This window comes from Agrobacterium sp. CFBP 3001, from assembly GCF_027871605.1.
GTDB lineage: Bacteria > Pseudomonadota > Alphaproteobacteria > Rhizobiales > Rhizobiaceae > Agrobacterium > Agrobacterium leguminum.
The window spans coordinates 83,732-97,063 of sequence record NZ_JAQAHD010000005.1; the positions used below are offsets into that span (position 1 = coordinate 83,732).

At 59.9% G+C, this 13,332-nt stretch carries 15 protein-coding genes and 1 tRNA gene; 10 read left to right on the top strand and 6 right to left on the bottom strand.

Going from position 1 to position 13,332, the window contains the following annotated elements; genetic code table 11:
• Position 1: 1 nt before the first annotated feature.
• Positions 2-2,269 carry a polysaccharide biosynthesis protein UppB gene (gene uppB, locus PH605_RS08835; protein WP_142844866.1) on the bottom strand — a complete coding sequence of 756 codons (2,268 nt, stop codon included), beginning with the start codon at positions 2,267-2,269 and terminating at the stop codon, positions 2-4.
• Between the two features lie 210 nt (positions 2,270-2,479).
• Between uppB and uppC the strand changes: the two genes are divergently transcribed.
• The 6 genes from uppC to PH605_RS08865 all read left to right on the top strand — a co-directional run bounded on the left by uppC (position 2,480) and on the right by PH605_RS08865 (position 8,282).
• On the top strand, positions 2,480-3,052 hold the full coding sequence (uppC, locus tag PH605_RS08840) for a polysaccharide export protein UppC (protein WP_003502309.1): 573 nt from the start codon (positions 2,480-2,482) through the stop codon (positions 3,050-3,052).
• 16 nt (positions 3,053-3,068) lie between these two features.
• Positions 3,069-4,211: a polysaccharide biosynthesis type 4 glycosyltransferase UppD gene (uppD, locus tag PH605_RS08845; RefSeq protein WP_161987838.1), complete on the top strand. Its 1,143-nt coding sequence runs from the start codon at positions 3,069-3,071 to the stop codon at positions 4,209-4,211.
• A gap of 224 nt (positions 4,212-4,435) precedes the next feature.
• Complete coding sequence (uppE, locus tag PH605_RS08850) at positions 4,436-5,989, top strand: polysaccharide biosynthesis glycosyltransferase UppE (protein WP_080852228.1); 1,554 nt, start codon at positions 4,436-4,438, stop codon at positions 5,987-5,989.
• The gene (uppF, locus tag PH605_RS08855) at positions 5,986-7,227 is read left to right on the top strand and encodes a polysaccharide biosynthesis O-antigen ligase family protein UppF (protein WP_142844865.1); all 1,242 of its coding nucleotides are present in this window, start codon (positions 5,986-5,988) and stop codon (positions 7,225-7,227) included. Before uppE ends, uppF begins: the two co-directional genes overlap by 4 nt.
• A 79-nt stretch (positions 7,228-7,306) precedes the next feature.
• The gene (locus PH605_RS08860) at positions 7,307-7,456 is read left to right on the top strand and encodes a hypothetical protein (protein WP_104679367.1); all 150 of its coding nucleotides are present in this window, start codon (positions 7,307-7,309) and stop codon (positions 7,454-7,456) included.
• 172 nt (positions 7,457-7,628) lie between these two features.
• Positions 7,629-8,282 carry a hypothetical protein gene (locus PH605_RS08865; protein WP_142844864.1) on the top strand — a complete coding sequence of 218 codons (654 nt, stop codon included), beginning with the start codon at positions 7,629-7,631 and terminating at the stop codon, positions 8,280-8,282.
• A gap of 71 nt (positions 8,283-8,353) precedes the next feature.
• Here the strand turns inward: PH605_RS08865 and PH605_RS08870 are convergent, their stop codons facing one another.
• Positions 8,354-8,890: a DUF1269 domain-containing protein gene (locus PH605_RS08870; protein ID WP_003521556.1), complete on the bottom strand. Its 537-nt coding sequence runs from the start codon at positions 8,888-8,890 to the stop codon at positions 8,354-8,356.
• A gap of 218 nt (positions 8,891-9,108) precedes the next feature.
• On the opposite strand from PH605_RS08870, the gene PH605_RS08875 reads away from it, so the two are divergent.
• The 4 genes from PH605_RS08875 to PH605_RS08890 all read left to right on the top strand — a co-directional run bounded on the left by PH605_RS08875 (position 9,109) and on the right by PH605_RS08890 (position 10,209).
• A tRNA-Pro gene (locus PH605_RS08875) sits at positions 9,109-9,185 on the top strand.
• A 138-nt stretch (positions 9,186-9,323) separates the two neighbouring features.
• Positions 9,324-9,584 carry a hypothetical protein gene (locus PH605_RS08880; RefSeq protein WP_065654007.1) on the top strand — a complete coding sequence of 87 codons (261 nt, stop codon included), beginning with the start codon at positions 9,324-9,326 and terminating at the stop codon, positions 9,582-9,584.
• Between the two features lie 104 nt (positions 9,585-9,688).
• Positions 9,689-9,895, top strand: coding sequence for a hypothetical protein (locus PH605_RS08885; protein ID WP_078054031.1), 207 nt, complete (start codon positions 9,689-9,691; stop codon positions 9,893-9,895).
• Between the two features lie 86 nt (positions 9,896-9,981).
• Positions 9,982-10,209, top strand: a complete 228-nt coding sequence (locus PH605_RS08890; RefSeq protein WP_078054032.1) for a DUF6429 family protein — start codon at positions 9,982-9,984, stop codon at positions 10,207-10,209.
• A gap of 149 nt (positions 10,210-10,358) precedes the next feature.
• Here the strand turns inward: PH605_RS08890 and PH605_RS08895 are convergent, their stop codons facing one another.
• The 4 genes from PH605_RS08895 to PH605_RS08910 form a co-directional block, all read right to left on the bottom strand.
• Entirely contained in the window at positions 10,359-10,856 is a 498-nt protein-coding gene (locus tag PH605_RS08895) for a ferritin (RefSeq protein ID WP_078054033.1), read from the bottom strand.
• Between the two features lie 73 nt (positions 10,857-10,929).
• Positions 10,930-11,385 (bottom strand): pseudoazurin, encoded by a 456-nt coding sequence (locus PH605_RS08900; protein ID WP_080856240.1) that lies wholly within the window; start codon positions 11,383-11,385, stop codon positions 10,930-10,932.
• Entirely contained in the window at positions 11,382-12,203 is an 822-nt protein-coding gene (locus tag PH605_RS08905) for an ABC transporter ATP-binding protein (protein WP_142844863.1), read from the bottom strand. Before PH605_RS08905 ends, PH605_RS08900 begins: the two co-directional genes overlap by 4 nt.
• Positions 12,200-13,252: a FecCD family ABC transporter permease gene (locus PH605_RS08910; protein WP_078054036.1), complete on the bottom strand. Its 1,053-nt coding sequence runs from the start codon at positions 13,250-13,252 to the stop codon at positions 12,200-12,202. The genes PH605_RS08905 and PH605_RS08910 overlap by 4 nt, the downstream gene beginning before the upstream one ends.
• Positions 13,253-13,332 lie beyond the last annotated feature (80 nt).

The window sequence follows — 13,332 nt, forward strand, 5'->3', positions numbered from 1 at the left end:
CTCAGGCTGCGCTCAGATGGTCCGGCTTGCGCATGCCGGTCATCGGCAATGCCTGTTCAAAGCCCTCAGCAACCAGTTCACCGAGCGTCTTTTCCAACAATTCGCTATCCTTGCCGGGAACCGAGACGATGATTTCCGCCGGCAGGTTGCGCAGCATTTTCCCGAGACTCGAAATCTGCACCGCGCCACATTCGACGAGGACGGTATCATAAGCGTCGGAGAGCGCGCCGAGGATCATCGTCAGACGGTCTATCGCGCGCATGGCCTCGCGCGGCTTCGCATTGCCGCGCGGCACGATATGGGCGTCGGACAGGCGGTCGCCGTGAATGGTTTCACCGAAAGCGGCGGCGCCCGCCAGAAGGTCCATGACACCGGGAAGCCCGGCTTCCGGCGCCATCAGCCGCGTCGGACAGGCTGACGCCGTCATGTCGACGAGAACGACCGAACGGCCCATTTCGGACAAAGCACGCGCCAGCATGACGGACGTGGTCGAACCACTATCACCAGCCGGCGACACGATTGCGGCGACCGGTTTGGCGAGGCGGGTGGCCAGGAAACCTGCAACGGCGTCGATGGAGAAATCGTCATCGGTATCGATTTCCTCCTCCGTTGCCTCCTCTTTCGCAGCCGCGACATCTTCCACCGGTAAGGCCGGCATGGCAGCAGCAGCGACCGCCGGTACATGCCGTTCTTCCTCTTCGGCGACGGGCTGGTATGCCGCGACCGGCATGGCCCGCGCAGCAGGCTGCATGGTTTCATGGCGCGCCGCTACAGGCTGTTCCGGCACGTCCGTGGTCTTGTCCGGATCGGCTGGAGCACGCGAAGGAGAAGGCGGATCGGAGAGAGGCGGAACCTGATTCCTGCCCATCGGCTTTAGAGCCCGGCCGGTGAAAAGCTCCACCAGCATGACGACGATGCAGGACAGCAGAAACGCCGCCAGCGTCACAACGATGGTGATGGCGCCCGTCTTCGGGAAATAGGGTTCGCGCGGCTCCACCGCCGTCGAGATGACGCGCGCATCGGCCGGCGTGGAATCCACCGAGCCGGCGCGCGATGTCGCTTCGCGGTAACGGGCAAGATAGGTTTCCAGAAGCTGCCTTTGCGCTGAGGCTTCCCGCTCCAGATCGTTGAGGCCGACCTGCTGTTCGCCCGCACGCACGCTTTCCGATTTCAGCATGTTCAGCTGCTGGACCAGCTGTCGCTCCCGCAGGCGCGAAACATTGGCCTCGTTTTCGAGACTCGCCAGCACCTTGCGGGTCTCTTCCTGAATCTGCCGCTGTATGCCGTCGAGCTGGTTGCGCAGCGCGCGGATGCGTGGATGGCCTTCCAGCAGCGAGGACGAGAGATCGGAAATCTGGCTGCGGATGGTCGTTTCGTTTTCCTTCAGCCTCTGGATCGTCGGGGAACCGACGACATCGGGAAAAGTATCGAGCGGGCGGCCGCTTGCAAGCGCGCTGCGCACGCCTTCCGCCCGCGCCTCCGCATTGGCGCGCTCTCCGCGGATACGGCCAAGTTCGGTGGAGATATCGCTGAGCTGGCGGGTGGCGAGCGTTTCGCCCTGCCCCGCCGAGAGAAGATCGGAGGAGGCGCGGTAATCCGCAACCTTCCTGTCGGCCTCGCGCACCTTTTCGCGCAGATTGGCGATTTCCGGCTCCAGCCAGCGCGCCGCTTCCGTGCTTGTATCCAGCTTCGCGCCGCTTTGCAGGGCGATATAGGCCTTCATCATCTCATTGGGGATCGCGGCGGCGAGTTTCGGATCCTGCGAGGAAAATTCGACCGTGATGACGCGCGAGCTTTCGACCTGATAGACCTGCAGCTTTTCCCGGAAGGCGCTCAGCACCCGCTCTTCTGGCAGCACCTGAAGCGGGTCCTTCTTGACGCCGACGGCGACCAGGAGCTGCGAGATGAGCGAAGGATGGGCCTCCGGATCGAACTCATCCAGCTCGTAAAGCTTCATGTCTTTGGCGACCTGCTTGATGAGGTCGACCGATTGCAGGATCTGCACCTGGCTGGAAACGGTCAATTCGTCGAGCACGGGTTCGGCGGGCGCATTGGACTGCTGCGAGGCACCGAAGGAGGCCGCGCGGGATTCGATAAGCACGCGCGCCTCGCCCTTGTAGGCGGGCGACATCATGCTTGAGATCACGAAGGCGGCGCCCCCGGCAAGAAGCGTGATTGCCGCGATCCGGCCCTTGCGCTGCCAAATGGCCGCGACAAGCTGCGCAAGATCGATATCCACATCCCTGTCGTCAATGCGATCGCCGTTCATGCGGGCTCCGTAACCGAGACAAACCTCGGGCGCTCAAATATAGATGGTCAATTTTCGCGAAGTTTAAGTCTTGCCGGTAACACAACAGTTAATCCCTGCGAATCCGACGAAATAAAGCCGATATTACCAACGCTCGCGCCGGTCGTTTACCGCACATTAACCCTAACAGAACGATAAGAATGATCAAAGTTCGACTCGGAGCCAGATGAGATGCCGCTCGCCGGATCACGACATGTCACCGCACTGACGCTCGCCGTTCTGACGGCCCTTTCCGGCTGCGCGGCATATCAACCCGCTCCGAGGTCCTTCAACGAAGCCGCCCTGCAGCCTTATCATGTCGATAGCGGCGACAGGCTGCGCATCAACGTGTTCGAGCAGGCCGGGCTGACCAATACCTATACGGTCGATCAGGCCGGTTATGTCGCCTTCCCGCTCGTCGGTCAGGTTCCGGCACGCGGCAAGACCCTGCCGCAGCTCGAAGCCGCCATCGCCGCCAAACTGCGCCAGGGTTATCTTCGCGATCCGGACGTGACGATCGAGATCGACCGTTATCGCCCGGTCTTCATCATGGGCGAAGTCGGCCGTCCCGGCCAATATTCCTACGTGCCGGGCATGACCGTGCAAAACGCCATCGCCATTGCCGGCGGCTTCACCCCGCGCGCCAATCAGGCCGATGTCGACATTACCCGCAAGATCAATGCCGAGGTGATGACCGGCCGGATCGGTATCACCGCCCCCATTCTGGCCGGCGATACCGTCTATGTGCGTGAACGCTTCTTCTGAAAACGGAGTGGCGAACGTGTCGGATGACGGCCCTCCCCTGCGCATCATTCACTGCTTCCGCTCCCCGGTGGGCGGTGTCTTCCGCCATGTGCGCGACCTCATCGAAGAACATGTGAAACAGGGCCACAAGGTCGGCATCGTCTGCGACAGCTCCACCGGCGGCGCGCATGAGGAACGGCTTTTCGCACAGATCACCCCGATGCTGGAGCTTGGCCTCACCCGTCTGCCCATCCGTCGGTCCATCAGCCCCGGCGACTTCATGGCGCTGTGGAAATCTTACAAGCACATCAAAAGTTTGCGGCCGGACATTCTGCACGGGCACAGCGCCAAGGGTGGCGCTCTTGCCCGGCTGATCGGCTCACTCCTGCGGGCGAACAGGTATCGCGTAGCCCGCCTCTATTCACCGCATGGCGGCAGCCTGCATTACGCCAGAAACAGCCTCAAAGGGCAGCTTTTCCTGCGGCTGGAGCGGTTTCAGGAGCATTTCACCGATGCGCTCTGTTTCGTCTGCAATTTCGAGCAGGCGACTTACGAGGCCAAGGTCGGCAGGCCACGCACCCGCACTGCGATGATCTATAACGGCGTGCAGGAAAGCGAGTTCGAAACCGTGCCCGCCCGCGAAGATGCGGCCCGTTTTCTCTATATCGGCATGTTGCGCGACCTCAAGGGACCGGATGTCTTCATCAGGGCATTCGCAAAAATGGAACGCAGCATCGGCCAGCCGATGACCGGCGTGATCGTCGGCGACGGACCGGACAGGGACAAATATGCCGCGATGATCGACAAGGCCGGGCTTTCCCGACGGATTTCCATGCATGCGGCCATGCCCGCCAGGCAGGCCTTCGAACTGGCAACGACAGTGGTAGTGCCGTCGCGCGCCGAAGCCATGCCCTATATCGTGCTCGAAGCGCTTGCGGCGGGAAAAACGGTCATCGCCTCGCATGTCGGCGGCATTCCCGAAGTCCTTGGAAAAGACAGCGAGGCGCTCGTGCCGGCTGGCGACGCCGATGCGCTGGCACTGATCATGGTCAAGGATGCCGAGGATGCCGGCTGGGCGCAGCGGATCATGCCTCGCCCGGACAGCTTCAAGGCGAAATTTTCAACCCCGGTCATGGCGGATGAGATGATGAAACTCTATCGCGACCTGTTATCGACCTGATAGTCATTTCAAAAACACGATTTTTAATTGTATATTCCGGCCGTCCTGTAGAAACTCATCATAAACGTTTCTTAGCATGTTTCGGCTAGTTTTCTGCTCGTAGAGCGCCACGTGTCCATTCGGATGCACGAAGGGCGCTCTACCACTTTGAGGTTGCGCATCGTTCCGGTCGAAAATCCAATGCGATTTTAAGGCCGATGCGCTGGAGGGTGCGGACCAAGGCAATGACCAAGACTGACAAGGACAGGCTGCAATTCGATCTGGCGTCATTGCGCAAGAAACTCTCCGACCATGAAGCCGGTGGGGCTTCGGCCTCCGAAACCGTCGTTCTCAATCCGCTTGCTCGGCAGATCGCCAACCAGCTTCGCGCCGGCAACCATTCGCCCAACATGGTGATCGGGCAATTGCGGCTTCTGGAATTCACGATGCTCGTCGTCATCGCCGCCATCGTCAACGGCATCGCAGCCGATCGCGGTCTCGAAACCTTTCTGTCGGTTTTCGGCGGCGGCGTGCTGGGGGCGGCGCTCTGCGTGTTTCTGTTGCAGGCCGGTGATTGCTATCAGCTTCCGACGCTGCGCACGCCGCTGAAGATGTTCGCCCGCATTCAGGGCGCAGTGTGCCTCTCCTTCGTGGGAATTGCCTGTTTCCTTCTCCTCTTCTTTCCCGATGCGCTGCATTCCTGGCAGGCCTTCGGCATCTGGTATGCAACGGGTGCGGTGGCGATCTTCGCCGGGCGGCTGATCCTCGGCTTCGCCATTCGCCACTGGGGCCGTAACGGCGTGATGGAACGCCGTGCCGTCATCGTCGGCGGCGGCGATACCGCCAAGGACCTTATCCGCTCGCTGGAGCAGCAGTCCGATAACGATATCCGCATTTGCGGTATCTTCGATGACCGGAAAAGCGCCCGTTCTCCCGAGGTTGTCGCCGGCTATCCCAAGCTTGGCACCTTTGCGGAGCTGGTGGAATTTGCCCGCCTGACGAAGCTTGACATGCTGATCATCGCCCTGCCGCTCAGCGCCGAGGCGCGCATTCTCCAGCTTCTGCGCAAGCTGTGGGTGCTGCCGGTCGATATCCGCATCGCGGCTCATGCCAATAAATTGCGTTTCCGCCCGCGCGCCTATTCCCATGTCGGCAAGGTGCCGATGCTCGATGTGTTCGACAAGCCGATCCGCGACTGGGATTCGGTGGCGAAACGGGTGTTCGACATCACCTTCAGCCTCATCGGCATCGCCCTTTTATGGCCGGTGATGGTGGGCGCGGGAATTGCCGTGAAAACAACCTCGAAAGGCCCGGTCCTTTTCAAGCAGAAGCGCCACGGCTTCAACAATGAGACGATCAACGTCTGGAAGTTCCGTTCCATGTATACGGAACTTAGCGATCCGACCGCGAAAAAGGCCGTGACGAAGAACGACCCGCGCGTCACGCCCGTCGGCCGCTTCCTGCGCAAATCCTCGATGGACGAGTTGCCGCAGCTTTTCAACGTTCTTTATGGCGATCTTTCTCTCGTCGGGCCGCGCCCGCATGCCGTTCATGCCCAGACGGGCGACCTGAAATATACCGAGGTGGTGGAGCACTATTTCGCGCGCCACAAGGTCAAGCCAGGTGTTACCGGCTGGGCGCAGATCAACGGCTGGCGCGGCGAAATCGACCATGGCGACAAGATCAAGTTCCGCACCGAATACGATCTCTACTACATCGAGAACTGGTCTTTGTTCCTCGATCTGAAGATCCTGTTCCTCACGCCGATACGGCTGCTGAAATCGGAAAACGCCTATTGACCCACACCGGCTACCAGCACGCACCGGATTTCGACGCGCCGCTGGCCGCCATGCGGCTCGTCGGTTCGTTCTTCATCGCATTCGGCGTGTTCCTTTCCGGTTTCGTCATTTCCGAGCCGGCGCCCTATGAGCTGATGATGGTGGGACAGGTGGCCCTGTGGTTCCTGCTCGGCCTTCGCCTTTCGCGCACCGTCGTCCTGCTTCTGTGCCTGCTGCTTGCCTTCAATGTCGGCGGTTATCTTTCGCTCACCACCATGGCCGATCTGGACGAGGGGCCGCTTTATCTCGCCGTCTCGACCTTTCTGGCGCTGACCTCGGTTTTTTATGCGGCGATCATAGAGGACAAATACCAGCGGCTGCTTTTGATTTTCCGGGCCTGGCTTGCGGCGGCGCTGATCACCGCCCTGCTTGGCATCATCGGATATTTCCACGCCATTCCGGGTTTCGAGGTCTTCACCCTTTACGACCGCGCCAAGGGCGCCTTTCAGGACCCGAACGTTTTCGGTCCCTTTCTGGTGACGCCCTCGCTCTACCTCATTTACGGCCTTCTTACCGGCAAGGCGATGCATGCGCCGTGGCGGATCGCCGGGCTGCTCATCCTGTCGCTTGCTGTGTTCCTGTCGTTCTCGCGCGCAGCCTGGGGCCTGTTTCTGTTCGCCACCATCCTCCTCGTCTTCGTGATGCTGCTGAAGGAGCGCACGGCCGCGTTTCGCCTGAAGATACTCGTGCTGTTTCTTGTCGCCGCCGGGCTGATGGTCGCGGCGGTCATCATCGCGCTGCAGTTCAAGCAGGTGGCGGATCTGTTCTCCAGCCGCGCTTCGGCGGTGCAATCTTATGACGGCGGCCATCTCGGGCGTTTTGCCCGCCACTATCTCGGCTTCCTGCTCGCCATGGAACACCCGCTCGGCATCGGCCCCATGGTGTTCGACAATATGTTTCCCGCCGCCGAACATAATATCTGGCTGAAGAGCCTGACGACGCATGGCTGGTTCGGTTTCGTGATCTATCTCGTGTTGATCTGCTGGACCATCGCCGCCGGTTTCAGGCACCTGCTGCGGCCACGCCCCTGGCAGCCGTTCCTCATCATTTCCTGGGTGACGTTCGTCGGGCATGTAATGATCGGCGCCGTCATCGATACCGACCACTGGCGACACTTCTTCCTGCTGCTCGGCATATTGTGGGGATGCATGGCGCTTGAAAAACGCGAAAGCCTGCGCCGCCGCACGCGTGTCGCCTAAACCGCTTACCCTTACGGAACCTTACGCCATTTCATGCGTTTAGCCCCGGATTCTGATTGTCAAACGGGGAGACATCTTAATGACGCAGACCAATAATCTCTATCTTATCATCGGCGCACTCATCGTGGTCATCGCAGGCCTTGGCGTCTATGTCTGGCACGAGGAAAGCAAGCCGAAGGGGATCGAGATGAATATCGGCCCGAACGGCGTCTCCGTTCAGGAGAACTAATCCGCAAGCGTCGCGCAAAGTCCGGCCATTAAGACCGGGTGCATCCCAAGCCGAACGCGGCCGGGATTCGCCCGGTCTTCTTATGAGAGGAGACGAAAGGCGGGAGCGATGCCCGCCGAGCCGGTTCGGTACGAATGATGCGTATCGCCCGATCAAGGAAACAGCTAGCGCAATGGTCTCCTCCATCGACCTGTCCACACGCCTCACCGCCACCAGACTGGCCCTCAAGGCCATCAAGGAGCAGGAAGACAATTCCGCCGTCACATCCTCCTCCACAACGCGGACGTCTCTCCTCGATTCTTACGGGCTGGACACCACCTCCTCCTCGTCTTCCACCAACACGCGGCTCACGCAGCTTCTGGCGCAATATGCCCAGACCTCGAACGAGGATACGCAGACCGACGACACGGATACCCAGCTTTCTTCCGGCGATATTACCAAGGCCGATTTCATGAAGGAGCTGAAGGAGACGCTGGATGAACTGACCGCAGACCCGGACAAGGCTTCGCAGGCCAAGGCCATGCTGGAGGCTTTGACGGCCGGCACGCTGACCGTCTCCGACCCCGCCGAGGGTGCGCAAATAAAGGCCTGGGATGTGGCCTCCGATACAGAAACCACCTCCAGGCCGGCCACGGATATCGCCATGACGGGATGGAGCGACTTTCTGAAAGACCATCTCAAGCGCGACGGCTCGGCCTATGCGAGAAGCGAGGCCGGCGCCTATGTCGATACCGTTTCCGGCGACAACGCGTTTTTCGGCAGCGTCGGCAGCCGCTATTATTATCTCACCTGGCCTCAGGCGAAAAACGGCACTTTGACCGTATAAGCCGAATTCCCCGATGCCCGAGCAGATGGCCTCGACATGGAATATGCCGCAGCCTCGCTTTCATCGTTTGCTCAGACGGCAGGCGCGGCAGCCGGTTCGGCTCCGCCGGAAAGCGCCTTTTGCAACTGCGCTTCCTGCGCCGGCGACAGCGACGTCTTGATGACCCGGCCGCGCAGGCCTTCGAATTCCGCCAGCACCTTTTCCGGCTGCACCTTGCGGATCAGCACGAACAGCGCTGAAGAACCGTTGGGAATGGTCTCGCCGAGCGATTTGATGAAATCGTCGTCGATGCCGAAATCCGTTAGCGAACCCGCAAGAGCCCCCGTGCCGGCACCGATCGCGCCGCCGATGGCAAATCCCGCCAGTGGATTGAGGAAAAGCAGGCCGACGAGGCCGCCCCAGAGACCGCCGGACAGGAAACCGGAGCTTGCGCCGATCGCCGTCAGATTGACGCTTTGTTTCAGATGCACCTTGCCATCTTCATCGCGAACGACAACCACGGCATCTTCCAGATCGACCAGATATTCCTTTTTCAGGCCTGCAAGCTTCAGAAGCACCCTGTCGGCCACTTCCGTTCCGTCAAAACCAACAACGACGAGTTCGGACATAGTTCGTCTCCCTGAGTTTCACTTCCGCTGCGATTGAACGCCGAAGCGGGCGGCTTGTTCCGGCAATGATGGAAAGGGGATGTGTCATGCGTTTGACGGCCGCCCATCCGGGCTGCTTAGCCCTCTCTACGCCATCCACACCGTTTGCTCCTTTTTTTATGAAAAGACCATTTTCCGCTTGCGCCCTAACAGGCTTATATATAAACGGCTTTCAGGTCCGGAGCGTAGCGCAGCCCGGTAGCGCACTTGACTGGGGGTCAAGGGGTCGTGGGTTCGAATCCCGCCGCTCCGACCATTAAAATCAGATAGATAGCCAGTTCCCCCAGAGCTGGCTATATTTGTTTCAGCTATCTGGTAACCTGCGCCATGCGCGAATTTAAAAGCCCGGATTGGGCTATACGTTTGTCCAGGCCTGAGAATGAGGTGTGCCGAGATGGCCAAAAAAACGAAAATAGAACACTCAGAATTCTCGGGCGAGTTTGAAGACGACGGCATCACGGTTCTGGTTGATATCTACCGGCCCGCTGGCACCCAGCAGGATTGGACGCTCGAGGTCATCAGCGAGCACGACGATGTCACCACCTGGGACGAACCCTTCGCGACCGACAAAGACGCCTGGGAAGAATTTCTGGCAACGTGTGAGAAGGACGGGATTCGCAGCTTTCTGGATGGCGAAGAACCGTCTGTTCACTAACGTTCAATTCCGCAGTGCCGGACTGTAAAGGGCGACGCCCATTGCGTTGTTGACTCTCTGCTAAAAATTAGAACATTTAGTGAACAAAAGAGAGGTCATCCACTATGTCCGACGCTGAAAAAATCACCCCCACACGGCCTGACGACATAGCCGGATATGTCATCCAATGTCACGACGGCGATGCGAAGGCGGCTGTCGAAGCTCTTCTCGGCGAAATCGAGCATCTGCAGGAACAGCTTTCCCTGGCGGTCGCCATTATGGGAAGGGGATATACGCGCGGATGGACGCCGCTGGACGGGATTGGGCGCTGATAAGCCCTGTCATTGCACCAGACCGGAGAAGCCGATAACTTCCCGCAGATAGCGAACCTTCACTGCCAATCGTCGCGAGGTGTTGAATGGATATCGATGAAGAGAAAATCGATGACACGGTGCTTGCACTGTTATGGCTGACCCTTCACAACGATTACTACGCTTGGAAGGGGCATGACTGGGATGTGCTGGAGCGTTTGCACCAGAAGGGCATGATCGATAACCCTGTTAATAAATCGAATTCGCTGGGGCTGACGCATGAAGGGCGTCAGCGTTCGGAGGCGTTGTTTCGGCAACTCTTTACGCGACAGTGATCGAGTTAAGTCGCCGTCACGCAGTATCGCCTGACAGATTGGAATGGCCGCAGCTTTTCTGAGGCGATGCCGAGTTCACCCGGCATCGTGGTACGTGATTTACCCGATCATGAATCGTATACTATTGAGAGTTGGGACTGGCGCAGCAATCAGCCCTTGTCCGCCAGCTGACCGATTTCGCGGTCGATCAGGTAAAGCGCATTGGGGCCGTCGCCGATCAGCTCGATCTTGCCGAGTATGGTGCGGCAAAGGCTGTCTTCCTCATGCTGCTCATCCACGAACCATTGCAGGAATGAGGTTGTGGCGTGGTCTTTTTCCACGTGGGCAAGATCGACTGCCGCGTTGATGGCGGCGGTGACGCGGGATTCGTGCTCCGTCACGATGGTGAACAGCCCCTTGATGTCGTTTGCCGTGACCTGCGGCGCCGGCAGTTCGGAAAAGGTGACGCGTGCGCCGAGATCGTTCAGAAAGCCGAAGATGCGGTGCATGTGCTCCAGCTCTTCCGCCGCGTGGCCGAGCAGGAATTTATAGCAACCGTCGAGATTGCGTTCCGCCGCCCATGCGGCCGCCTGAAGATAGGCGTGGTGGGCGCGCAGCTCGCCATTGAGGAGATCGTTTAGCGTCGTTTCGATAACTTTGTTTGCCATGGTTTCATCCTTGGTTTCGGGGTTGAAGAAGCGGATTTGCGGTGCGGATTGGCGCGGCCTGAAAGGCGGGGCGTTATTGTGCGGGCGTCACCTGCCCGAGCGCCGTCTCCAGCCTTTCGCTCTTCATGACGAGCTTGGGCCGCAGCTTCTCGGCCTTTTGTCTGACGGCTTCGAGATTGACGGGCTTGCCGACCTGAATGATGCCGATCATCGCCATCATCAGATGCGGCGGGCAATAATAGAGATAGACACCCTCCTTCTCGACAGTGACGGTGAAGGCCTCATCGAGCTTGCTTTTCCAAGGGCTAACGCCTTCCGGAACCGCATAGGACTGCACATAGTGGCTGGAATTTTGCGGCACGAAGGTAATGGTGTCGCCCGGCTCCGCCTTCACATAGGAAGGCTCGAACACCATGCCGCCATCCTTGCCGTAATTGAGCATCAGGATCTTGTGTTCGGCGGCAAGGGATGGTGTGGCGGGCAGGATTACGGCCAAAGCCGTGGCAAGCGTCATCAAAAATCGTTTCATGCAATTATTCCTTCAAGGGTTTTGAAATGTTCGAGCGGCGGATCGCCCGCCGGCTGGATGACGGGATTGCCGCGCCGGTCGCGCAACACCTCCACGGCAACGCCATAGGTCTCGGAAATAAGCTTCGGCGTGACGATATCGCCCGGTGCGCCGGTCGCCTTCAGCGCGCCATCCGAAATCACCAGCAGGTTATCGGCATATTGGCAGGCGAGATTGAGATCATGCAGCACGACAAGCGTCACCCGGCCATTGGCGCGGGTTTCTCGCCGCACCAGATCGAGAAGCGCCACCTGATGCTTGAGGTCCAGCGCGCTGACAGGCTCATCGAGCAGCATCGCCTGCGGTTCACGCATCAGAACCTGCGCGAAAAGCGCCATCTGCCGTTGCCCGCCGCTGAGCGAGGCGATCTCCCTGCCCGCCAGATGGGCTATTCCGGCCTGATGCAGGCGTGTCATCGCCAGATCGAGCGTTTCGTCGTCGATATGAAGCGAAAGCCGGCCGAAGCGGCCGAGCGCCACCACCTCCAGCACACTGAGCGCTATATCGGCGGCCGTGTCCTGCGGCATATAGGCGAAACGATCCCGCCATTCCCTTCTGTGCCGCCCTGCCCTTTCCCCGGCCTGAAGGCGACGATCACCGAGGCTGATCGCGCCTGCAGCGAGCGGCAGGTCGCCGAAGATCGCTCTGAGAAGCGTCGTCTTGCCCGTTCCGTTCGGGCCGATGACGGCGTGGATTTGCCCGGGCTCCAGGCGTGCCGAGAGGTCTCTCACAATAACCTGCCCGCCCCGTTCGACGGAAATATTATCCAGAACCATCATCGGCCGCGCCTCTTCGGAGCGAAAATCAGCCACAGGAGAAACGGCACGCCGACAATGGCGGTTACGATGCCGACCGGGAACAGAGCGCCGGGAATGATCGATTTGGAGAGAATCGAGGCTGCCGAAAGCATCAGCGCGCCGCTCAGTACCGACATCGGCAAAAAGAAGCGCTGATCCTCGCCCACCGTCATACGGGCGATATGCGGCGCGACCAGCCCGATGAAACCGATGACCCCGACAAAACTCGTTGCCGTCGCTGTCATGATGGCGACGATGATGAGAACCTTCATGCGCAGCAGGCGCACATTGATGCCGAGGCTGGCTGCCCGCATTTCCCCCATCCTCAGCGCCGTCAGTTTCCAGCAATCCGCCATGAGCAGGGCGCAGCAGAAGGCGGTGACGGCGGCTGTCAGGCCGAGCGTCGGCCAGGTCGCCTTGGTCAGGCTGCCGAACAGCCAGAAAAGAATCTGCTGCGACAGTTCCGGCGAGGACAGGAACTGGATGAGCGACAGCAGCGACTGAAACAGGAAAAGAAGCGCGATGCCGCCGAGAATGATGGTTTCGGCCGTCATCTGCCGCATGGAGGCCAACATGAAGAGAAAGAGCGCGGCGAGCATGGAAAAGACGAAAGCGCCGAGCGGAACGGCAATCATGGCATCCAGCCCGAGACCGCCGAGCGAAAGCACCAGCGCGGCGCCAAAGCCCGCCGCAGCCGCCATGCCGAGCGTATAGGGGCTCGCCATGGGATTATTCAGCAAGGTCTGCATCTGCGCGCCGCCGGCGCCGAGCGCCGCTCCGACGGCGAGCGCCATCAGCGCCATGGGCAGGCGAAGGCCGCGCACGATGGAATCGGTCATCGCCGCCCGTTCGCCAAGGCCGGTCAGCGACTTCACCACTTCGGCGGGCGACAGCAGCGAGGGACCGGTGGCGATATCGAGAACGAGGCTCACCGCCATCAGCACGAAAAAGACCAAGACGACGCGCCAGCGACGACGTTCACGCAGCCGGTGCGCACCGATGGCTTCGGCATTGCGGGCGGCAATTGTCATGGAAAACCTGTTTGAAAAAGACGCTGAAAAACGGACGCCGTGCAGTGGCGTCCGCAGAATTTAACCTCCAGCGGCAAGCA

Coding starts and splice junctions, on each gene's coding strand:
- PH605_RS08890 (WP_078054032.1), top strand. CDS start 9,982: ATGGATATCGATGAAGAGAAAATCGATGACACGGTGCTTGCACTGTTA.
- PH605_RS08870 (WP_003521556.1), bottom strand. CDS start 8,890: ATGTCCGAACTCGTCGTTGTTGGTTTTGACGGAACGGAAGTGGCCGAC.
- PH605_RS08865 (WP_142844864.1), top strand. CDS start 7,629: ATGGTCTCCTCCATCGACCTGTCCACACGCCTCACCGCCACCAGACTG.
- PH605_RS08860 (WP_104679367.1), top strand. CDS start 7,307: ATGACGCAGACCAATAATCTCTATCTTATCATCGGCGCACTCATCGTG.
- PH605_RS08895 (WP_078054033.1), bottom strand. CDS start 10,856: ATGGCAAACAAAGTTATCGAAACGACGCTAAACGATCTCCTCAATGGC.
- PH605_RS08885 (WP_078054031.1), top strand. CDS start 9,689: ATGTCCGACGCTGAAAAAATCACCCCCACACGGCCTGACGACATAGCC.
- PH605_RS08905 (WP_142844863.1), bottom strand. CDS start 12,203: ATGATGGTTCTGGATAATATTTCCGTCGAACGGGGCGGGCAGGTTATT.
- uppB (WP_142844866.1), bottom strand. CDS start 2,269: ATGAACGGCGATCGCATTGACGACAGGGATGTGGATATCGATCTTGCG.
- uppE (WP_080852228.1), top strand. CDS start 4,436: ATGACCAAGACTGACAAGGACAGGCTGCAATTCGATCTGGCGTCATTG.
- PH605_RS08880 (WP_065654007.1), top strand. CDS start 9,324: ATGGCCAAAAAAACGAAAATAGAACACTCAGAATTCTCGGGCGAGTTT.
- uppC (WP_003502309.1), top strand. CDS start 2,480: ATGCCGCTCGCCGGATCACGACATGTCACCGCACTGACGCTCGCCGTT.
- PH605_RS08910 (WP_078054036.1), bottom strand. CDS start 13,252: ATGACAATTGCCGCCCGCAATGCCGAAGCCATCGGTGCGCACCGGCTG.
- PH605_RS08900 (WP_080856240.1), bottom strand. CDS start 11,385: ATGAAACGATTTTTGATGACGCTTGCCACGGCTTTGGCCGTAATCCTG.